Raw genomic sequence first — 20,149 nt, forward strand, 5'->3', positions numbered from 1 at the left:
TAAGCACCCCATGCGCCCCCTGTGCTTCTGTCGTCATGATATGAGGAGATCAGTGCTTGACATGGCGTGAATGCTCACGGTTATAGAACAACTTGAGAAACAGTTGCAACGTTGGTTGGTTGTTTCCCCTGATGCGACAATGTGGCATTGTGAGCTACTGAAACTATCCCGTACTCTCCCAACGCATTGCATTAGTGAGTCGGAGTGCGGGGGTGTTGTGGCCAGCGGACAGGGCGATACAGGGGGACACGCACGTTCGACCGGGGGCGTTACGCACACTCCTTCTACACTGGCAGACGAGGAAGAAAGACGCTTACAGGAAGAGTACAGGCAGCGCGTAAAAACATTTGACGAGATCGAAGATGATCTGCGTGCTTCTAGGGCCTTTCAGCGCATTTTCGTACTGTGTCTATTCGGTGCCATCGCGCTAGCCTTTCTGCTGGGATACACGGTAATCGTTGGGCTTTGGGAATCGAAGCCAAATTTCACGCGCTGGGCTGGACTGGTAATTGTTCTGGGTCTCTGGGTTGCCCTAACCTGGAGCATCTGGAAGAACCGCAAGAAAATCGTTAGTCGTGCCGGGTCTCTTCGCAATGCCTTGCAAGATCGGCAGACGGCCGCCGCCCGTCTGCCGCTGGACTCTCCATCTGGGCTTCGAATCTATCGTGAAGCATCGCTTGATCTGATTGCCCAGTACCGAAAGGGAGCCAGCAGGAATAGGCGGGTGCACAACATATTCCAACTGGTGATCATCAGCGGCTCGATCGTAACATCTACCCTCACTGCTATGAATGAGGGAGACAACAAAGCTCTCGCCATCGGCACGTCGATCCTAAGCGCCTTAGTCGGCATCTCGGCTGGTGTTACGGGATACTTCAAGTTCCGAGAACGCGGCTACAACCTTCAATCCACCGCGGATGAAATTGAGAAGCATTACAATGCTTCTCAATTTATGCTCGACGATTATGCGAGCCAGAACGGTGTCCCCCTGGCTGAAGCAGACCGTCTGCGGCTCTTCGCGAGATACGTGGAGCGTCTCAAGGAAGAACAGAGAAAGCGTGAATTGCAACTAGAGCAGTCCAGCTCGTCTCGCGAGGAACGGGCCAGTTAAATCCCGCTAAGCGCGTTGTCGAGCCTACGGAGAAGAGTCCGTGACTGCAATGTGGCGGTGGTTGCTGGCGCCTATAAGCCAGTGGCGTGCTTATCGGCTAGTGCGGCATCACGGCGCATCGATGAGTTATAAGATGGCATGGTGCCTGGTATTACTGGCTCAAGATCCGGCATCCCTTCCCTATGTGCGTCGATTATGGCTTGAAGGCGGGAGTAGAAAACCCCAAGTGGGCGTCATGGTAGATGTCTGGGTTCAAATGGCCGAGGAAGAGCAGGAAAGACGGCTTAAGTGGCTTCAACGCTATTCCGAGACGCCTTTGCATAGGCTAGGTATTACGGAAGAGTTGATCGAGCTAGCTGGGCTGTCCGTCACTGAGTGGGCTTTGCCGCCCAACTGCCCGGCCACGTCTATCGTGGTTCAGCAGCGAGGCCACAGGGCTGAGTGACTCTGCCGCGCCTGTGTCTCCCCACTTCGGGGACCCGATAGGCGCCGGTCGTCCTCCTGCTCAGAGAGCGCCAAGCCGGCCGACTTCATGACCTGGCCGCACTCTGGACGGCTGGAGTCATGGTCCTGCGACGCACCCTAACGGCGAATCTCTTCGTCCCGAAGCAGCTTGGCTTGGGGTTGCTGGCTTGGGGTGGTGCGGATCCCACCTGCACTGATGGTCCGCCGACGTTCGCGGTTGTTCGCCGGTGTTCGGCTGCGTTGTCACGCAGTTAGATACTCACTGCTGCGGCATGTCAGCGGTGGGTTCCGCGACTTGGCCAGGGGAGTCCGTCGGGAGATTGGTCCGCAGGCCGGCCCGCTCGAACGAAGTCGGCATACTCATCGTGGACCATGCTCTCGTTGACCCACCTTCCCGGCACTGCGCCTGTGGCCTCCTTAGCAGCGGTTAGCGCGATAGATGGGTCCTCAGCCGTGGCAACGAGTCGGCCGGACTCCTCTTCGTCCGAGTCGGCGTCGAACGGTGGAAACTCGATCAGGTCGCAGAACCTGTCATGGCCGACGTCCTCAACGGTATAGACGTAGACCCCGTATGACGCCTTCGCTGGACGGACCTCGACGTAGGTGACCCTGGGCCGACCTGGAGCACCGATCGGGCCAAGGAACTGGTTCCACGGGCCGTCCCCGTTTCAAGGCCCCAACAACGAACCCCTCTGTCAGGTAGCGCACCCGGTAACCCCTACCTAGCGTGGCTGGCCTGTAGTGCCGACCAAGCTCTCAGATTGGGAAGCTTGGGCTTCTTGGCGGTGGTTGCGGCGCTGACCTGCCGCGGAGTGATGTTGGAGCCCTGGTTGCACCCAGGGCGATTCCCCGCCGTTCCCCGTGGCTCCCTGCAGGATCTGGCACGCGAGTGGCACGTTCCCCTCTTGGCGCACCTGGGCCCCGTCGTGTCTGAGCCTCAACCGACGACAGTCAGCCACGATGGCGAGCGCGCCGAAAGAACCACGCACGCGTATGCCTCGCTGAACCCCCACTAGCATCAGCCACGTTGATAAGGATTGCTCTCGGCAACCAGAGCAAGTCCTGGCGGCGGGCTCGGAACTTTCCACAAAGGCTCTGAATTTGTTTCGACCTCTGCTATGCCGAGACCAGCGTCTGCTGTGGGTTAAGTCGTCTTGGGACTGCCTGACTCCGCACCTTTCTGCAACGGGAGAACTGATCAGAGGCAAGTAAAAATTTCTCGTTGCCTAGAGGACCCCCACTTGCTAATGGATGAAAACAACGGGGATTCTCTGACATCTGAACAGCTATACGCACCCCTCACGGCACGTGATATCGCATCTATGGATGCTTTAGAACCGCACTTCTTATGTAGCACCGTGGCGAGAGCCGCAAGAAGGTCATGTCCCGAGAAATAACGTACAGGGTCTATTATCTCCTCAATCTCTTCCCGATACAGCCGGGTAACCTCCTCCTTGCAATCGTCTTCCTTTCCTGATCGCTTTAGTGCAATATTGATGAGGTTATCAACATCAATCCCGCTGGCATCCTCATTGAGAATCACGGAGATGGGAAAGTCTCTCATGTTAAGCTGAAGACGATGCTTCTCTGATGTAAATCGGAGCAAGCCTACAGGAAGCGCAATTTGCTTCACTGCTTCATGCAAGGTAGGGCAATCAGAATTCGCGACGTACGATCTCAGTTGCGCCCTATTTGAAAAAGTTCCTGCAACCCTTAGAACATTCTGCTCGCGAAAGAAGACGGTGGCATCAATGTCGTAGTGATCCGTGAAGAAAACTCCATCTTCCTTTGTCTTTGGGTACAAAATTTCGGCCCAATCGAGGTCGACAATCGCAGCCAAGCGATTAAATCCCTCTTCGCGCGCCATGCGGACTGCGCCAAGAACTACGGTCTTGCCGCCACTCGGGAGGGTGTCGCATACCGCCATGTCAATATGCGGATCGATTACGCTACAGTCTGTATCGCCTTCCACTAGCAAGTACAGCAGCTCATTCGTGTCGGCCAACATCATGACATGAGACAGCACGTCATCAGCCGTCAAGAGATCAAGCATTTCCCCGCCCCCAGTCGAAAGATTCCTAGTCGTCCACCCCGAGTGAAACAGCGCGACTTCGCCATTTGTGAATAATCTGCGGCGAATGGGTGGCAACGATGAACCTCAATGAGGCGGTATTTGCGATTTTCGCGATGTCGTTGAGGAATTCTTGCTGCCAGGCGACATGTAGCGAAATTTCAGGTTCGTCAATAAGTACGAGACTGTTCTCTGCGACATTGAACAATAGATCGTACGCCAGGACCAGTTCGTGCTGCTCGCCAGAGGAAAGGCTTTCGGCCGGGATTTCCTGCCCCAAGTCCGTAACGAAGCTAAAGCCGCCGCGATTCAGGCGAAGTTGTTTGAATTGAAAACGGGAATTTACAATGTCTCGGAAGAGTTGGACACGCCTCAATAGATCTTCGAAAGTGGCAAGCTTCCTCTCGGAATCGTCAAGATACGTCCACAGAACAAGGCGTTGAGATGGGTCGAGCTTCTTATTTGGCAGCGGCAGGTCTGACGACCCTTGTAGCAGGGAAATTTCGGCGAGCCGATCCCTGAGTTGACTTTGTTCATCGTAGCGGGCGCGAATTGCCTCTTCCGTGGCGGCAGCAGGAGGGTGACCTGCAGAAAGAAGGCGTCGAGGAAATGTTCTGTCTAGCTCCTGAGAGGTTCGCGAGTTCTGGGCAAGAGCTTCGTGCATCCTACGTGAGAAATCTTCGGAGAACTTTTGAACTGTGATTCGGCTGGACGGTTCACCGCGTGGGTCTTGTTGTGGTTTTCCGTTAGTGAGAAGTCTTTGAGTCTCAATTAGATGAACATCTGCACCCTTTAGGAAATCCTTGATACCTTCCGGGAACTGTGGAAAGGGAATCAGTTCAGGAGGGATCACATATCCGTACCTGTCAATCACCTCCGCACGGCTAAGGGTGCGTCCTGTTTCGTGGTCAGTGAATCTGCCGCCCCCCGCGTAGCGGATAGGCGTATACCTCTCAATAAGTCTCGCCCATCGACTCATGGGGATGTCTCGTAGGTCAGCCTGCTCTCTGGTGTTCACCCACTCAATACTCTCGCCGCCTGCCTGTTCGAGCAGTAAGCGCAGCGTGTATTCATACTCGTTATGTTCATCGCTTACTAGTGGCGTAATATTTTCGAGAGTAAGGCGTGCGCCGTCATTGAAGCTAAATAGCGCTTGCGTGAATGGAGTACGCGACACCTCGCCCATTTTGAGAGCGAAAGTGTTGCTGATTAGCTCTAGCAGCCTGGTTTTACCAATACCGTTGGGACCGTAGACAATCACAAACTCTTGGTCTGGGGGAAACTTGATGGTGTGATTAAATCGTCCAAGAAGTCCTTGTACTGAAATCTCGGTCAGCTTTGGAGCTTCGGCCACCGGTCCCCCTTGTCAGGCCTGTGAGGTCAGACACATCTTTGCGGTAGTGGCCGCTTGTGTCTACCGATACACAAAGTGTCGCGGCCGTCAACTGTTGGCTGCACGAGACCTGTCTCTTCTTCGGCGTTCTGGTGGCTGATTGTTCTGCGCGGCACGGGCGCCGGCCGGGCTGGAGCGGGGCGGAGACAGGAGCGCAGGCCCGGCCGGGGGCCGGGCCGCGCGCGGGGAGCGGAGCGAGCGGCCTTGATGATGGAGAGAAGGTCTTATCCCGCTGGGATGAGGCGTTTGCCGTCGTGGCTGCGGACGTGGGGGCCGTTGTCGTCCAGGGCGTCGAGGAGTCTGACCGCGTAGACCTCGGACATGCGGTCGCTGACCTCGTCGGGGGTGAGCCAGGAGACGGCGGTGGATTCGCTTGAGGTGCGCTCGATGCCGCCGGAGGGCTTGCAGCGGAAGACCAGGGCGACGATGCCTCGGGTGGTGTTCTTGTAGACCCCGGTGAGTTCGTCGATCTCGACGTGGATGCCGGTCTCCTCCAGGACCTCGCGGGCGACGCCGGCTTCGGGGGTCTCGTTGAGTTCGAGGATGCCGCCGGGGAGCTCCCAGGTGCCGTTGTCGGCTCGGCGGATCGCCAGGAGGCGGCCGTCCTCGCGCACCACTGCTCCGGCCACGGACACGGAGTGCAGGGGGGAGGGTGTCGCTTCCTGTGGTTGACTCATGTAGAGGAGCATAGGAGGCAGAGAAGGACTATGGGAACTGTGGCGGGAGGGGTCGGTACCGGGCCTCGGTACGTGCAGATCGCGGATGAGATCGTGCAGCAGATCCGGGCGGGGGTTCTTAAGCCTGGTGACATGGTGCCGAGTGAGTCCGAGCTGGTGGAGCGCTATGGCGTGTCCGGCGGGACGATCCGTAAGGCCATGGTCGAGGTGCGGGCGAGTGGGCTGGTCGAGACCCGGCATGGCAAGGGCTCGATCGTGAAGAACCGGCCTCCGGTGCGGCACCGTTCCTCCGATCGCTTCCGGCGCTCGCTGCGACAGGGTGGGCAGGCGGCCTACCTCGCGGAGTCTGCGCAGTCCGGGGCCACGGCCAAGGTGAGCGTCCTCTACATCGGGCCCATGGAGGCGCCCGAGGATGCCGCCGAGCGGCTGGGCGTCCCCGCCGGTACGCAGGTGCTGGCCCGTCGGCGCCTGTACTTCCGTAACGGCACGCCGGTCGAGACCGCCACGTCCTACCTGCCCTGGGACGTCGTGAAGGACATCCCGGAGTTGTTCGCCGAGAACCCCGGCGGTGGTGGGATCTACGCCCGACTGGAAGACCACGGGCATGAGTTCGCGGAGTTCGTCGAGACGCTGCAGGCGCGGCCGGCCTCGAAGGCGGAGGCGTCGGAGCTGGCGCTGAGCCCGGGTGCTCCGGTGGTTCACCTGATCCGGGAGGCTCGTACGGCCGCGGGTCTCGTGGCCGAGGTGTGCGACACGCTCATGGCTGCTGATCAGTTCGTTTTCGAGTACCGGATCCCTGCGGACGACTGACGGCCGCTCAACTTCTCATAGCCCGTCGCGAGTTCTTCTTCGCGGCGGGTTGACTCATGTACAGGAGTGATGCACTCTTCTTCATGTCACTCATGTACATGAGTGACGGAGTTCAGCATCTATAGAGGAGTGATCTCTGTGCGTCAGATTCCCGTCGACACCTCCGGCGCGGTTGTCATGGTCGCCAAGTCCCCGCAGGTCAAGGTGCGTGACCGCCGTACCGGCGAGATCGCCACCGACACCGAGACCGGGGCGAAGCTGATGACGGTGGACGTGATGTTCGCGGCGAACGAGGAGGTGGAGATCCTGTCCATCACCGTCCCGGAGCCGGGCATCTCCGGTGAGCTGGCCATGGGTACGCCGGTCGCGCTCACGGGGCTCATCGCTCGGCCGTGGGAGAACGACTTCAACGGCCAGAAGCGGCACGGCATCGCGTTCCGCGCGGTCGCGGTGACCTCGCTCTCCAACGTCGCCGCAGGGTCCAAGGCGGCCTGATCATGACCGACTTCACGGTCGCTCTGGTGCTGGTCGTCGCCGCCGTGGGTTTCCTGCGGTGGCGGCGCCCCGCCTGGTACTGGTTGACCTTCGGGGTCACGCTGGCCGTGGTGCGGGTCCTGGTCCGGTACGGCTCGGTCATGGACGCGTGCGGGCTGACCGTTCCGCCCGCTCGGTGGCGGCTCGCTCTGGCCCGTGCGACCAACCGGCCGATCCCGGAGGCGCGTCCGCCGCGCATCCTGCGGCTGCGGCCGACCCGTACCGGCCTGGTCCTGCGGCTCAAGCTCCGCCCCGGGCAGGACGCCTTCGACATCGCCGCCGCCTCGGACCGGCTCCGGCACTCGTTCTCCATGTACGGCGTCACCTCGCGGGAACTGCGCTCCGGCGTCGTCGAAGTGCGGATGACCGGCTACGACGTGCTCAAGCGGGTACAGATGCCGGCCGAGACCGACCCGCGGCCGATGCGGGTGCCGGTCGCTCTGCGGCAGGACGGCTCGGTGCACTACCGCGACTACCGCGCGATACCCCACGCCCTCACCCTCGGAGCCACGGAGTCCGGCAAGTCCGTCTACCAACGCAACCTGGTCGCCGGGCTCGCTCCGATGGACGTCGCCCTCGTCGGCATCGACTGCAAGCAGGGGGTCGAACTGTTCCCGCTGGCCCGTCGGTTCTCCGCGCTGGCCGACGATCCCGACACCGCCGCCGAAGTGCTCGATGCGCTCGTGGGCCGGATGGAGCGCGTCTATCAGGTCATCCGGGCTCAGCAGCGGATCACCTCCGACGTGCCGGACGCGGAGATCGCTGCCGACATCTGGGACCTGCCCGACGAACTGCGCCCGGTGCCGGTCGTGGTTCTGGTCGACGAGGTCGCCGAACTCGCCCTGTATGCAAGCAAAGAGGAGGAGAAACGCCGGGATCGCATCGTCACCGCTCTGGTTCGCCTCGCCCAGCTCGGCCGCGCGGCCGGCATCTACCTCGAAATCTGCGGGCAGCGCTTCGGGTCCGAGCTCGGCAAGGGCATCACCATGCTTCGCGCCCAGCTCACCGGCCGTACCGCCCACCGCGTCAACGACGAATCGTCCGCCAACATGGCCTTCGGCGACATCTCCCCGGACGCCGTCCTCGCCGCCATCCAGATCCCGGCTGAGATGCGGGGGCTCGCCATCGCGGGCGACTCCTCCGGCGGGTGGCACCGCATCCGCGCCCCGCACACCTCGCTCCGCCAGGCCGTGAACGTCTGCAACCGGCATGCCGACCGGACCCCGGACCTGCCCGAGTTGGCTCCGTTCCGGCCCGCTCTCCCCGGCTCCGACGTCGAGTCCGTGCCGCTGATCAAGGCGTCCTCGGCTACTGCCTGATCTCTCACCGTTCCTCACGGTCGGCGTGACCGCCTTCGCGCCGTGTCCCTACCCCGCCATGCCCAATTGAAGGGAGACCCGCCATGTGCCCGGACTGCGAAGACTTCGCCCGGACCGTGCTCCTGCTCGGCCAACTCGCCCTCTACGCCGACATGGCCGGCGCCGACCTCGACTTCGTGGAAGCCGTCAGCCCGTCCCTCGCCGTCTCGCTGCCCGATCCGCCGACCGGCACGTTTCCGGACGACTACGACCCCGAAGGCGGCCCCGCCTACCCGGGTGACTCCTGATGGGTGCCCGTCACGGTCTCCGGGTGGATGCGGTCCTGGTCCAGGCCGTGATCGCCGGTGCCCTGTCCTTCGCGCACCTGCACGACCTGGCAGCCGCCGCCGGACAGAACGGCTGGAAGGCCTGGGCCTACCCGGTCAGTGTCGACCTGCTTCTGGTCGCCGCCTGGCGGCGCCTGCGCAGTGAGGGTCCGTCCCGGCTGGCCTGGTGCTGGTTCGTCGTCGCGCTGTTCGCCTCGCTCGGCGCCAACGTCGCCACCGCCGGGTTCCTCGACCTGACCGACCCGCCCGCCCTGCTCCGCCTCGGCATCGCCGGATGGCCCGCGCTCGCCTTCCTCGGCGGCACGCTCCTCGCTCACTCATCGCCCGCCGAGTCGGAGCCGATTCCGCCGGCCTCCGTCCCGGACACGCCGGACGCTGAGCAGTCCGCACCGGAAGCCGTGCCCGTGCCCGACGCGGCCCCCGCGCCGGAAGTCACGGCCACCGTGGCGCCGGTGCCCCCGGTCCCCGCCGCCCTCGTCGACCACGCCCGCAAGGTCGCCGACGAGTACCGCACCCGCACCGGATCACCGATCGACTCCGACACCCTCCGCTCGCGCCTCGGCGTCCCGCCCCACCTCGCCGACGCCATCGCCGCCCACCTCACCTGACCCGCGAGAGACACCGGAAGGAGGACCACAGATGACCCGCGACCCCGCCGCCCTGACCGCCGCCGACTACCTCGACAGCGCCCACGAGATGGCCGCAGCCGATCGGCCCTACCTCGCCCACCTGCTCGCCGAGGAGGCCGCCAAGCGCACCCCCGACCCGGCCACCGCCGCCGGTATCCGCGCCACCTTTCCCGACCCGACGACCGCCCGAAAGGAGAGCGACTGACATGCCCGCCCGCGACAACTTCCACTCCCTGATGCGGATCGGCCCCGTGCAGATCGGCACCCACCGTGACCGCAACGGCCGCACCACGCACGCCGCCGTCTGCACCGCCGACCGCTGCGGCTGGTCCGCCGACTACTCCAGCCAGACCGCCGCCCAGCTCGCCGCCCGTACGCATCGCTGCCGCGTCGCCTAGGAGGCCACCGTCCATGCAAGTTCCGCTCTGGTTTGCCCTGTTGGCCGTCGGCTGCCTCGGCGTCAAGCTCATCCGCCCGCCCTGGTGGCTGATCTGCGTGCTCCTCCTCGGCGGATACCTCCTCGCCGACAGCGTCTTCGCCCCGCTCATCAACACCGCCGTCAAGTAACCCGCCGCGAAAGGAGAACCGCCCATGCTCCGGCCCAAGCTCCCGACCATGCCCCAGCCCACCGGCCTGACCACCCCGCCCGCCGTCATCCACCCGACCACGATCGCCCCGGGAACCCCGACCGCTCCGGTCCCGTCGGCACCCGTCGCCGTTCCCGCACCGCCGTCCCGCCCGGTCGTCCAGCTCACCCCCGGCACCGCCCTTGCCCTCGTCGGCGGCGGCACGGCCGTCGTCCTGGTCGTCGGCGCCGTCCTGGTCTCGCTGCTCCTGGCGGTCGCCATCACCGGCGCCTCGGTCGCCGTCTGCGCGGTCGTCCTGCGCTCCCTGCTCGCCTCCGACGCCCAGCGCCGCTGACCGGCCCCCGGGCGGCATCGATACCGCCAAGCATCCGCCGCCCGGGAGCCGTCCCCGCCGATCGATCTCGCAACCGGAAGGAACCCCCAGCATGGCCCACCGGGCCTCACCCGCGACACGGAAGACGCGCACGCCCACTCCGCCACCGCTCGACCCGACCACCCTCCGGGACGCCCTCCGGGTCGCCTCGGCCGCCGACTACACCCGCTGGGAAGACCAGATCCGCCGTACCGGCGGCTGCTCCGACCCGATCCACCTCACCGGCTGGACCCTCCACAAGGACAAGACCACCGGCGAGACCCTGCACCGCTACTCCACCGCCACCGAGCCGGGCGGACGCCTCCGCCTCGCCTGCGGCAACCGCCGCGCCTCCCGCTGCCCCTCCTGCGCCTGGACCTACGCGGGCGGCACTTACCACCTGATCCGCGCCGGCCTCGCCGGAGACGACCGCCGCGACATCCCCGCCGCCGTCCGCGACCACCCCCGCGTTTTCACCACCCTCACCGCCCCTTCCTTCGGCCCGGTCCACAACCGCCCCGACCACGGCGGCACCTGCCGCTGCGGCACGCCACATACCCTCGACGCCTCCGAGCTGGGCACCGCTCTCGACCCGAACTCCTACGACTACGCGGGCGCCGTCCTCTTCAACAACTACGCCGGACAGCTCTGGCAGCGCTTCACCACCCGCCTGCGTCGCGAACTCGCCGCCCGCGCCGGCCTGCCGCGCCGTGAACTCGCCGACCACCTCCGCGTCTCGTACGGCAAGGTCGCCGAATTCCAGAAGCGCGGCGCCCTCCATTTTCACGCCGTCATCCGCCTCGACGGCCCCGACGGACCTGGCACACCACCGCCCGCCTGGGCCACGGTCGGCCTCCTCACCGACGCGGCCCGCGCCGCCGCCGCGCACTCGTACACGTCTGTCTCCGTCCCGGCCGCGGCCGACCAACCCGCCCGAACCTTCCGATGGGGTCGGCAACTCGACGTCCGTCCGGTCAAGGCCTTCGGCGACGGCTCCGACATCACCGAACAGGCCCGTCGCCTCCTACGTGGCCAAGTACGCCACCAAAGCCGCGGAGAACACCGGCACCCTTGACCGCCGTATCGGCGAACTCGCCGAACTCGACCGCCACCATGTCCCCGACCACACCCGCCGACTCATCACCGCCTGCCGGGACCTGGACGCCCTCTACCCGGACCGACGTCTCTGGGCCTGGGCGCACATGCTCGGCTTCCGCGGCCACTTCTCGTCCAAGTCGCGCACCTACTCCACCACCCTCGGCGCCCTCCGCCAGGAACGCGCCGACTACCGCGCCGCCCAAGAGGCCGCCGCCCTCGGCCTCGACGACCGCGAGCCGGACACCGTCCTCGTCCTGACCGACTGGCAATACGCCGGCCACGGCCACACCCCCGGCGAAGCCGCCCTCGCCGCCACCATCGCCCGCGACCTCCAGACCAACCGCGAGACCGCCCGCGAAGCCCTGCGCGACAAGCTCACCGAGGACGGAGCCGCAGCATGACCACCGCCACCGCCACCGCCGAACTCATGACCGTGCCGGAGGTCATGGCCCGGCTCAAGCTCGGGCGCTCCAAGGTCTATGACCTCATCCGGTCGCACCGCCTCGTCTCGATCAAGATCGACGGCGCCCGCCGGATCCCGGCCGATGCAGTCCGGGACTTCGTCCTCGGCCAGTTGGAGGAGGCTGCCTGATGGCCACTCAGCGCAAGCGCAACCCGAACGGCGCCGGCACCATCACCAAGCGCAAGGACGGACGCTTCCAGTGCGCGGTCTACGTGCTCCAGCCGGACGGCACCCGCGCCCGCAAGTTCGCCTATGGCAAGACCTGGGCCGAGTGCGACGCCAAGCGCCGCGAGCTGCTCGACAAGGTGGACCAGGGCGTGCCCGTGCCCACCAAGTCGGCCAAGCTCTCCGAGTGGCTGCCGTACTGGCTGGACAACGTCATCAAGCCCCGACGGAAGCTCAGCACCTTCGACAAGTACGAGACGCACGTCCGCCTCTACCTGGTGCCCCTCCTCGGTGCCAAGCGCCTCGAATCCCTCGGCGTCGCGGACGTCCGCCGCTTCCTCGTCCGCCTGGAGAAGGAGACCACCGCCGCAACCGCCAAGGAATCGCACCGAGTTCTGCGCTCGGCTCTGTCCTCCGCCTGTCGCGAGGAACTCATCACACGCAACGTCGCCAAGCTCGTCGAGCCACCCCGCACGGACACGCCTGAACTGCACCCCTGGACCCTCGACGAGACGCTCGACTTCCTCGCCGCGTCCCGGAAGGACCCGCTCTACGCAGCCTTCGTCCTCGCCATCGCCATGGGCCTCCGTCGGGGAGAGATCGTCGGCCTCCGATGGTCTGACATCGACCTCGACAACCGAGTGCTCTACGTCCGCCACCAGGTCCAGCGCCGCCGTGGCGTCCTCTACGACGACGATCCCAAGAGCCGCCGTCGCCGTGTCGTCCCGCTGCCCGCCCTCTGCATCGCACCCCTGCGCTGGCACCGCATGCGGCAGTCAGATGCTCGTGCCAAGGCGGGGGAGAGGTGGCAGGGCTCGGACTACGTTTTCGCCACTCGCACCGGGCGCTCGGTCGAGCCGCGCAACCTGTACCGCTCCTTCACGCGCGTCGCCGAGTCCGCCGGCCTCCGCGTCATCCGGCTGCACGACGCCCGCCACGGCACCGCCACCCTCCTCACGGCTGCCGGAGTCGCGCCCCGCGTCGTGATGGAGATCCTCGGTCACTCCCAGATCAGCATCACCATGGACGTCTACACCCACGTCGTCCAGGACACCCAGCGCGAAGCCATGAGCCACATGGACCGGCTCCTCAGGAACAGGAAGAGGCGCCCCGGTCGCCAGTGATCAGCGGCGACCGCCCCCGTTGATGTCAAAAGTGGATGTCAAAGGCCCCGGACCATGATCGGTCCGGGGCCTTTTGCCTGGTGCCCCCGGCAGGATTCGAACCTGCGACACCCGCTTTAGGAGAGCGGTGCTCTATCCCCTGAGCTACGAAGGCGGGGCTTGCGTGGAGCGTGGGTGAATACTCTGGGTGAGTAGTCGCCCCCGTTGTCGCAAGGGTGGGGACCGCCGGTGAAGGCGGTCGTTGACAGCCTAGCGGATCAGCGTATGGCGGTGGGCTGAGGTGGAGACCTCTCTGGTCCGTGGTCGTGGTCGTGACCGTTTCCCTGCGGCGGTGGTGAGGCCTGTGGCGTCTGCGTCGGTGGTGGTGGGGCAGGAGTAGGGCATCACGGAGGCTCCGGGGATCATGGGAGCGGGAACGTGGGTGGTGGCGGCAGGGTGGGGGTGCTGTTCGGGGTTGTGCGGTGTCGTGGGGTGGCGAGTTGTACGTCGATGGGTGAGCCTGCTGCGGCCGTCTCGCCTGCCGTGACGCTCTGGTCGACGACGGAACCCGCTGGGGAGGTGCTGGTGACCTCCGTCGTGGTGCCCGGCTTGAGGTTGCTCCCGGCCGGCAGCTTCCTGGCCTCGCTCACTGTCCGGCCCGTGAGGTCCGGGACCGTGACGCGCTCGGGTGCCTGGGCCGCGGTGAGCGTGATCTCCGTGCCCATGGCTGCCTGTTCGCCGGCCTGTGGGTTCTGTTCCAGGACGGTTCCGGGAGTCCGTGCCGAGCCGATGCGTCGGGTGCGTACTTCGAAACCCCTGTCCTCCAGGATCCGGGTCGGTGCGCCGGTGGAGACGACGACGGAGACCGGCCGACCCCTCGCGAGCTGTCCGTCGGCCGGGGTCTGGTGGCAGACGAGGCCCTCTGACTGGTCGGCGCAGGCTCCCGCTTGGCGACGGTGACGGTCAGGCCGGCGTTGCCGGCCTCCTGACGGGCGGTTCCGACGGTCCGGCCGACCAGATCCGGGACGTCCGCCCTGGTGCCCATTGCCGTTCCGTTCCCGAAGACGAACCATCCGAGGGCCGCTGCCGCGACGGTGACCGCGAGGGTGGCGGCGATGAGCAGGGCCATGGGCAGGCAGCCTTCAGTTGCGTCGCCGTCTTCATCGCCGTCTCCGCTTTGGCGGCGGGTGGGGGATGGTCGGTGCGGGGCGGAGGCCCAGGCAGGTCTCCACCTCGGTGAGCATGTCTTCGGCCGACCGGTGTCGTCGGCCGGGGTCCTTCTCCAGGGGAAGAGGCCCTGCCGCTGGCCCTGGGCGAGGATCCCGGCGACCGCGGCGCGGGCCGGTGCGAGCACCTCGTCCACGTGGTGGGCGCCCAGGTCCTGGCGGGCGAGGTTCACCAGCACGCGGTAGCGGTCGGCCGCCGGCCACAGTGTGAGGACGAAATGGGCCAGGGCGGTCACTGCGTCCGCGGTCGGGCCGTCGGCGACCTCGCTCGCGAGCCGGACCGCCTCGGCGGCCTCCGCGGCGAGCCCCCTGACGAGTGCGGCCCGGCCCGCGAAGTGGACGTAGACGGTCCGCCGTGCGACCCCGGCGGCCTCGGCGATGTCGGCGATGTCGGCGAGCGTGCAGTCGGGACTGCGGCCGAGTTCGCGCAGGGCCGCTTCCAGGATGCGGGCGCGGGCGCGGGTGCGGGCGCGGGGGTGGGCGCGGGTGCGGGCGCGGGGGTGGGCGTGAGCGTGCGTGCCGGTGCCGGTGCCGGTGCCGGTGCCGGTGCCGGTGTCGGTGCCGGTGTCGGTGCCGGTGTCGGAATCGGTGTCGGTGATGTGCGGGTCCTGGCCGCGGGGCGGGGGTCGGGCGGGTCGGCTGGTCACGGCGGTACCTCGGAGCTGGGGGCGGGCACCCGATAGTTGCACGTCGATGAGTAATAAACTAGCGTGCACATCGGTGGGCAATTAAGTGGCCCCTCGAACCCCCACGTCCCCCTGGGAGAGTCCCGTGCCGTTTCTTGCCAACACCCCCGTCGAGAAGATGAGCGAGCCGTACCCGCGGCGCTGGTGGGCCCTGATCGTGCTGTGTCTGAGCCTGCTGATCGTCGTCATGGCGAACACGTCGCTGATCGTGGCGGCGCCGGACATGACGACGGACCTCGGCCTGTCCGGCAGTGACCTGCAGTGGGTGATCGACGGCTACACCGTCCCCTACGCCGCGCTGATGCTCGTGCTCGGTTCGATCGGCGACAAGTACAGCCGCCGTGGCGCCCTGGTCCTGGGTCTGCTGGTCTTCGCCGGCGGCTCGGTCATGGGCAGCCAGGTTCACCACACCGACCTGGTCATCACCGCCCGCGCGATCATGGGCGTGGGCGCCGCCGTGGTGATGCCGGCCACGCTGTCACTCCTCGTCGCGATCTTCCCGAGGAACGAGCGCGCCAGGGCCATCACCGCCTGGACCGCCACCTCCGGCCTGGCCATCGCGGTCGGCCCGCTGGTCGCCGGCTGGCTGCTTGAGGACCACGCCTGGGGTTCGACGTTCCTCATCAACGTCCCGATCGCCGTGGTCGCCGTCTTCGGCGCCCTCGCGCTCGTGCCGCCGTCGAAGGCGGAGAAGCCGGGCCGGATCGACTACGTCGGCGGACTGCTGTCGATCGTCTCCGTGGGCAGCCTGGTCTACGCGACCATCGAGGGCCCGCACTTCGGCTGGGGCAGGGGCCCGGTCACCGCGGCCGTCGTCGCCGGCGTGGGCCTGGTGGCGTTCGTGGCCTGGGAGCTGCGGCACCCGCACCCCATGCTGAACGTCCGCAAGTTCGGCCACCGCCCGTTCTCCGGGTCGATGCTCGCGGTGCTGTTCTTCTTCTTCGGCACGTTCGGCGCGATCTACTACGCCACCCAGTTCCTGCAGTTCGTCCTCGGCTACAGCGCGCTGGAGACCGGCGTACGGCTGCTGCCGCTGGCCGGGGCCGTCTTCGTCGGCGCCGCGATCACCGGGCGGCTGACCCCGAAGCTGGGCATGAAGCCGATGGTGGTGACCGGCATGGCGATCGGTACCGCGGCCGTCTTCCTGCTCACCCGGATCGACAAGGGCTCGGCCTACACCGACTTCCTGCCGACGATGATGATGCTCGGCTTCGCGATCGGCCTCAGCGTCTCCCCGGCGACCGACACCATCATGAGCTCCTTCCCCGAGTCTGAGCTGGGCGTCGGCGGCGGCGCCAACGACACCGCCCTGGAACTCGGCGGCTCCCTGGGCATCGCGATCCTCGGCTCGCTGCTCGGCACCGCCTACCGCGACAAGCTGACCGGCCTGGTCGGCGACCACCTTCCGGCCGCGGCGCTGGACACCGCCAAGGACTCGGTGGGCGGCGGAATCGCCGTCGCCGAGCAGGTCGCGAAGAACCCGACCGCCGGAGGGCCGCAGCAAGCCCAGGCGCTGATCGACGCCGTGCACGAATCCTTCGCCCATGGTGTCGCCCAGACCAGTCTGGTCGGCGGGATCATCATGGCCGCCGGGACGATGATCGTCCTCGCGGTGCTGCCCGGACTCCGCGGCGAGACCAGGTCCGAGGAGGACGCCGAGGAGCCGCAGAAGGAAGAGGAGAAGGAGCAGGCGAGCATCGCCTGAGCGGTGGCCGTGGCCGTGGATGCGACTTCGGCTTCGGCTTCGGTTGCGGCTTCGACCGCAACCGCAACCGCAACCGCAACCGCAACCGCGTACAGGAAGCCGGACTCCGCTTCAGCGCTCCGGCTTCCCATGCCCCGAGACGGACCGTGCCTGAGCGGCGCACGGTCCTGGACGGTGCCGGGAGGGACGCCCGGCACCGTCCCTTTTCCGTTTTCGGAGGGAACCGGACAACCGGACGGGGGCAGCCGGAAGCGGGGACGGGCGCGGTGAAGCGCCTCGCGAGGCGTTGTCACCGGTGCCCCGGTCGCCACGTTCGCCGCCTTCCGCGTGCCGCGCTCCAGCGCGCTCGATGACCGCGGCGATCAGGTCGTCCTTGTCCCCCGCGCCGTCGCCCCCTCGTTTTCCGTCCTGAGTGCTTGACCCCTGTTGGCCCTCGCCTTACCGTAGCATCCGCTCCAATTGGAGTAATCGTTACAGCAATAGCGGTAAGAGCCGTAAGGGCCGCAGGCGAACAGGGACGACAGTGAGGTGGCCTGGTGAGCGAAGTCAGTGCCAGGGGTGGAGTCGACGGCAGCGCCTATGACGTGGCGGTGATCGGCTACGGGCCCACGGGGGTGACCGCGGCGAACCTGCTGGGCGGCATGGGCCTCAGGGTCGTCGTGCTGGAGCGGGACGCGGGGATCTACTCCCGTGCGCGGGCGATCTCCACGGACGAGGAGGTCATCCGGATCTGGCAGCGCATCGGCCTGGCCGAGCGGCTGAAGCTGGACATGCTCACCGAACGGCCGCTCGACTTCGTCGACGCACAGGGCCGTACCTTCCTCAGCGCCTGCCCCGCCCCGCGCGGCCACGGCCATCCGCCGCAGATGTTCATCTACCAGCCGGCGCTGGAGCAGGTCCTGCGCGACGGCGTCGACCGCTACCCGAACGTGGAGGTGCTGCTGCGCCACGAGTGCCTGCGGCTGCGTCAGGATGCGCACGGCGATGGCGACGGTGCCGGTGCCGGCGCCGCCGCCGGCGTCGAGCTGACGGTCGTCGGCGCCGACGACTCGGTGCGACGGCTGCGCGCGAGGTACGTGATCGCGGCCGACGGCGGTTCAAGCCTCACCCGTGCCCAGCTCAACGTGGGCTACGAGGGGCGGACGTACGAGGACCGCTGGGTGGTCGTCGACACCGAGATGCTGAAGCCCTGGCCGGACCACGACCGGCTGCGGTTCCGCTGCGACCCGGCCCGCCCTGCCGTGGACTGCCCGACGCCGTTGGGGCACCACCGCTGGGAGTTCCCGATCCTGCCCGGCGACGACGAGAAGCACCTGACCAGCGACGACGCGATCTACGCGATGGTGTCCCGGTACGGCATCGGCCCGGACCGGATCAGGATCCTGCGGGCGACCGTGTACAGCCACCACGTCCGCTTCGCAGACCGCTTCCGGGTCGGCCGGGTCTTCCTCGCCGGGGACGCGGCGCACGCGATGCCGCCGTGGATCGGCCAGGGCATGGCGGCCGGGGTACGCGACGCGGCCAACCTCTGCTGGAAGCTCGCCGCCGTGCTGCGGGGCGAACTCCCCGAGTCGGTCCTGGACTCCTACGAGGCCGAACGCAAGCCGCACGTGAAGGAGGTCACCCGGCGGGCGGTGCTCGTCGGCCGCCTCATCACCGAACGCAGACTCCCGGTGGCCCGCGTCCGGAACACCGCGCTGCGTGCGATCCGCCCGGTGCCGGGCCTCACCTCCCGGCTGGTCGACGCCAACTGGATACCGGTCGCGTCCTACGCCAAGGGCTTCCAGGCCCGCCCGCGCACCAAGGCCTCCGGGCGCCAGATCCCGCAGCCCTGGGTCACCGGCCCCGACGGGGAGCGGGTCCGGCTGGACGACGTGCTCGGCGGCCGCTGGCTGCTGCTGCACCTCGGCCCGCCCCGCCCGCAGCCGGCCTGGGAGCGGGCCGGTGTGCCCTCACTGGCGGTTCTGCCGGCGGGTTCACGCCCGGCGGAGAACGCGGTCGTGGACAGCGACGGCGTGCTGCTGCCCTGGCTGGCGGAGCGCGACGCGACCACGCTCGCCCTGCGCCCCGACGCCTACGTCTACGCCGCCGCGCGCGCCGGCGCCCAACTCCCCCCACCGCCCGCCGGGTTCGCGCCCACAGCGCGACCTGCCGCCGTCTCCGCCCAGTGAGGACCCCCATGACCCCGCAGATTCAGCCGCAGTCGATGCCCGAGCACCCGCACGACTCCCTGCGCGAGTCCCCGCGCGAGTCCCCGCACGACTCCCCGCGCGAGTCCCCGCACGACTCCCCGCGCGAGTCCCCGCGCGAGTCCCCGCACGACTCCCTGCGCGAGTCCCCGCACGACTCCCTGCACGACTCCCCGCACGAGTCTCCGCACCACTCCCCGCCCCACTCCCTGCGCGAGTCCGTGCTCGACGTCGCGGGCAAGGAGATCTTCGTCGCGGAGACCGGTGACGGCCCCCCGGTCCTGCTGCTGCACGGCGGTGGTCCGGGCGCCTCGGGCGTCTCCAACTACAGCCGCAACATAGCTGAGTTGGCCAAGGAGTACCGGGTCATCGTGCCCGACCTGCCCGGCTACGGCCGCAGCACCAAGGGCGTCGACCGGAGCGACCCGTTCGGCTACCTGGCCGACAGCATCCGGGGCCTGCTGGACCGACTCGGCCTGGACAGGGCCCACCTGGTCGGCAACTCCTACGGCGGGGCCTGCGCGCTGCGGCTCGCCCTCGACACCCCCGACCGGGTCGACCGGATGGTCCTGATGGGCCCCGGCGGCATCGGCACCACCCGCGCCCTGCCCACCCCCGGCCTCAACAGCCTCCTCGACTACTACACGGGGGACGGCCCTTCGCGGCTGAAGCTGGAGAAGTTCATCCGCACCCACCTCGTCTTCAACGCGGCGGAGGTGCCCGCGTCGGTCATCGATTCCCGCTACCGGGACAGCATCGACCCCGAGGTCGTCGCGAACCCGCCGCTGACGCGTCCGTCCGGCCCGAACGCCCTGCGCACCCTGTGGAAGACGGACTTCACCCGCGACCGGCGCCTGGCGCGGCTGCCGGTGCCGACCCTGGTGCTGTGGGGCGCCGCGGACAGGGTCAACCGGCCCTCCGGCGGCCGGATGCTGGCCGACCGGCTGCCCAACTGCGACCTGTACCTGGTCGCCAACACCGGGCACTGGGTGCAGTGGGAGCGTGCCGAACTCTTCAACAGCCTGTGCGCGGACTTCCTGGCAGGCCGGCGATGACAGCACAGCCCGACGTCTTCGGTTCCGTCCGCCTCGGTTACCTGGTCATCGAGACGAACCGGTTCGCGGACTGGCGCCGCTTCGGCACCGACGCCATCGGCATGCACCACGACGACCTCGGCACCGGCCTGATGCGGTTCCGCCTCGACGGCCATGAGTGCCGCTTCCTGCTGCGCCGCGGACCC

The 20,149-nt window shown here is 67.0% G+C and carries 19 protein-coding genes, 1 tRNA gene and 3 pseudogenes; 17 read left to right on the top strand and 6 right to left on the bottom strand.

Going from position 1 to position 20,149, the window contains the following annotated elements; translation table 11 throughout:
- Positions 1-217 precede the first annotated feature (217 nt).
- Positions 218-1,111: a DUF4231 domain-containing protein gene (locus SSP29_RS20535; protein WP_167449970.1), complete on the top strand. Its 894-nt coding sequence runs from the start codon at positions 218-220 to the stop codon at positions 1,109-1,111.
- A 1,663-nt stretch (positions 1,112-2,774) separates the two neighbouring features.
- On the opposite strand, the gene SSP29_RS52570 is transcribed toward SSP29_RS20535, so the two are convergent.
- The 3 genes from SSP29_RS52570 to SSP29_RS20550 all read right to left on the bottom strand — a co-directional run bounded on the left by SSP29_RS52570 (position 2,775) and on the right by SSP29_RS20550 (position 5,729).
- The gene (locus SSP29_RS52570) at positions 2,775-3,617 is read right to left on the bottom strand and encodes a DUF4435 domain-containing protein (RefSeq protein ID WP_145968935.1); all 843 of its coding nucleotides are present in this window, start codon (positions 3,615-3,617) and stop codon (positions 2,775-2,777) included.
- Positions 3,618-3,654: 37 nt separating this feature from the next.
- Positions 3,655-5,001, bottom strand: a complete 1,347-nt coding sequence (locus SSP29_RS20545; RefSeq protein WP_089102140.1) for an AAA family ATPase — start codon at positions 4,999-5,001, stop codon at positions 3,655-3,657.
- Between the two features lie 263 nt (positions 5,002-5,264).
- On the bottom strand, positions 5,265-5,729 hold the full coding sequence (locus SSP29_RS20550; RefSeq protein ID WP_150134555.1) for an NUDIX hydrolase: 465 nt from the start codon (positions 5,727-5,729) through the stop codon (positions 5,265-5,267).
- An 18-nt stretch (positions 5,730-5,747) separates the two neighbouring features.
- Here SSP29_RS20550 and SSP29_RS20555 point away from each other — a divergent pair, with 18 nt between their 5' ends.
- From SSP29_RS20555 to SSP29_RS20610, 12 genes and pseudogenes are all read left to right on the top strand, one after another.
- Positions 5,748-6,527 (top strand): GntR family transcriptional regulator, encoded by a 780-nt coding sequence (locus SSP29_RS20555; RefSeq protein ID WP_089102141.1) that lies wholly within the window; start codon positions 5,748-5,750, stop codon positions 6,525-6,527.
- Between the two features lie 138 nt (positions 6,528-6,665).
- A complete protein-coding gene (locus SSP29_RS20560; RefSeq protein ID WP_089102142.1) occupies positions 6,666-7,022 on the top strand; it encodes an SCO3933 family regulatory protein in 357 nt (118 codons plus the stop codon).
- Positions 7,023-7,024: 2 nt separating this feature from the next.
- The gene (locus tag SSP29_RS20565) at positions 7,025-8,380 is read left to right on the top strand and encodes an FtsK/SpoIIIE domain-containing protein (protein WP_089102143.1); all 1,356 of its coding nucleotides are present in this window, start codon (positions 7,025-7,027) and stop codon (positions 8,378-8,380) included.
- 83 nt (positions 8,381-8,463) lie between these two features.
- Complete coding sequence (locus tag SSP29_RS20570; protein WP_089102144.1) at positions 8,464-8,667, top strand: hypothetical protein; 204 nt, start codon at positions 8,464-8,466, stop codon at positions 8,665-8,667.
- Positions 8,667-9,314: a DUF2637 domain-containing protein gene (locus tag SSP29_RS20575; RefSeq protein ID WP_089102145.1), complete on the top strand. Its 648-nt coding sequence runs from the start codon at positions 8,667-8,669 to the stop codon at positions 9,312-9,314. Before SSP29_RS20570 ends, SSP29_RS20575 begins: the two co-directional genes overlap by 1 nt.
- A gap of 31 nt (positions 9,315-9,345) precedes the next feature.
- Positions 9,346-9,540: a hypothetical protein gene (locus SSP29_RS20580; RefSeq protein WP_089102146.1), complete on the top strand. Its 195-nt coding sequence runs from the start codon at positions 9,346-9,348 to the stop codon at positions 9,538-9,540.
- Position 9,541: 1 nt separating this feature from the next.
- On the top strand, positions 9,542-9,733 hold the full coding sequence (locus tag SSP29_RS20585) for a mobile element transfer protein (RefSeq protein ID WP_089102147.1): 192 nt from the start codon (positions 9,542-9,544) through the stop codon (positions 9,731-9,733).
- Between the two features lie 13 nt (positions 9,734-9,746).
- Positions 9,747-9,902, top strand: coding sequence for a hypothetical protein (locus SSP29_RS56000; RefSeq protein ID WP_089102148.1), 156 nt, complete (start codon positions 9,747-9,749; stop codon positions 9,900-9,902).
- Positions 9,903-9,926: 24 nt separating this feature from the next.
- The gene (locus SSP29_RS20595) at positions 9,927-10,256 is read left to right on the top strand and encodes a SpdD-like protein (protein ID WP_089102149.1); all 330 of its coding nucleotides are present in this window, start codon (positions 9,927-9,929) and stop codon (positions 10,254-10,256) included.
- A gap of 91 nt (positions 10,257-10,347) precedes the next feature.
- A pseudogene (gene repSA / locus SSP29_RS20600) lies at positions 10,348-11,773 on the top strand (replication initiator protein RepSA).
- On the top strand, positions 11,770-11,964 hold the full coding sequence (locus SSP29_RS20605) for a helix-turn-helix domain-containing protein (RefSeq protein ID WP_089102150.1): 195 nt from the start codon (positions 11,770-11,772) through the stop codon (positions 11,962-11,964). The pseudogene repSA and the gene SSP29_RS20605 overlap by 4 nt, the downstream one beginning before the upstream one ends.
- Positions 11,964-13,124 (top strand): tyrosine-type recombinase/integrase, encoded by a 1,161-nt coding sequence (locus SSP29_RS20610; RefSeq protein ID WP_089102151.1) that lies wholly within the window; start codon positions 11,964-11,966, stop codon positions 13,122-13,124. The genes SSP29_RS20605 and SSP29_RS20610 overlap by 1 nt, the downstream gene beginning before the upstream one ends.
- Positions 13,125-13,202: 78 nt before the next feature.
- Here SSP29_RS20610 and SSP29_RS20615 read toward each other — a convergent pair.
- From SSP29_RS20615 to SSP29_RS61225, 3 genes and pseudogenes are all read right to left on the bottom strand, one after another.
- Positions 13,203-13,278, bottom strand: a tRNA-Arg gene (locus SSP29_RS20615).
- Between the two features lie 247 nt (positions 13,279-13,525).
- Positions 13,526-14,176 (bottom strand): PASTA domain-containing protein, encoded by a 651-nt coding sequence (locus SSP29_RS61220; protein ID WP_089102430.1) that lies wholly within the window; start codon positions 14,174-14,176, stop codon positions 13,526-13,528.
- 473 nt (positions 14,177-14,649) lie between these two features.
- Positions 14,650-15,045, bottom strand: a pseudogene (locus SSP29_RS61225) (hypothetical protein); the annotation flags it as partial.
- Positions 15,046-15,100: 55 nt separating this feature from the next.
- Between SSP29_RS61225 and SSP29_RS20630 the strand changes: the two are divergent.
- The 4 genes and pseudogenes from SSP29_RS20630 to SSP29_RS61560 form a co-directional block, all read left to right on the top strand.
- Positions 15,101-16,720, top strand: a complete 1,620-nt coding sequence (locus SSP29_RS20630) for an MFS transporter (RefSeq protein WP_089102152.1) — start codon at positions 15,101-15,103, stop codon at positions 16,718-16,720.
- Positions 16,721-17,256: 536 nt separating this feature from the next.
- Positions 17,257-18,891, top strand: coding sequence for a bifunctional 3-(3-hydroxy-phenyl)propionate/3-hydroxycinnamic acid hydroxylase (locus SSP29_RS20635; RefSeq protein ID WP_089102153.1), 1,635 nt, complete (start codon positions 17,257-17,259; stop codon positions 18,889-18,891).
- A gap of 227 nt (positions 18,892-19,118) precedes the next feature.
- Positions 19,119-19,964, top strand: coding sequence for an alpha/beta fold hydrolase (locus SSP29_RS20640; RefSeq protein WP_089102432.1), 846 nt, complete (start codon positions 19,119-19,121; stop codon positions 19,962-19,964).
- Positions 19,961-20,086 (top strand): annotated as a pseudogene (locus tag SSP29_RS61560) (VOC family protein); the annotation flags it as partial. The gene SSP29_RS20640 and the pseudogene SSP29_RS61560, both read left to right, overlap by 4 nt.
- Positions 20,087-20,149 lie beyond the last annotated feature (63 nt).

The organism is Streptomyces hyaluromycini (genome assembly GCF_002217755.1).
In the GTDB taxonomy this organism is placed as follows: domain Bacteria; phylum Actinomycetota; class Actinomycetes; order Streptomycetales; family Streptomycetaceae; genus Streptomyces; species Streptomyces hyaluromycini.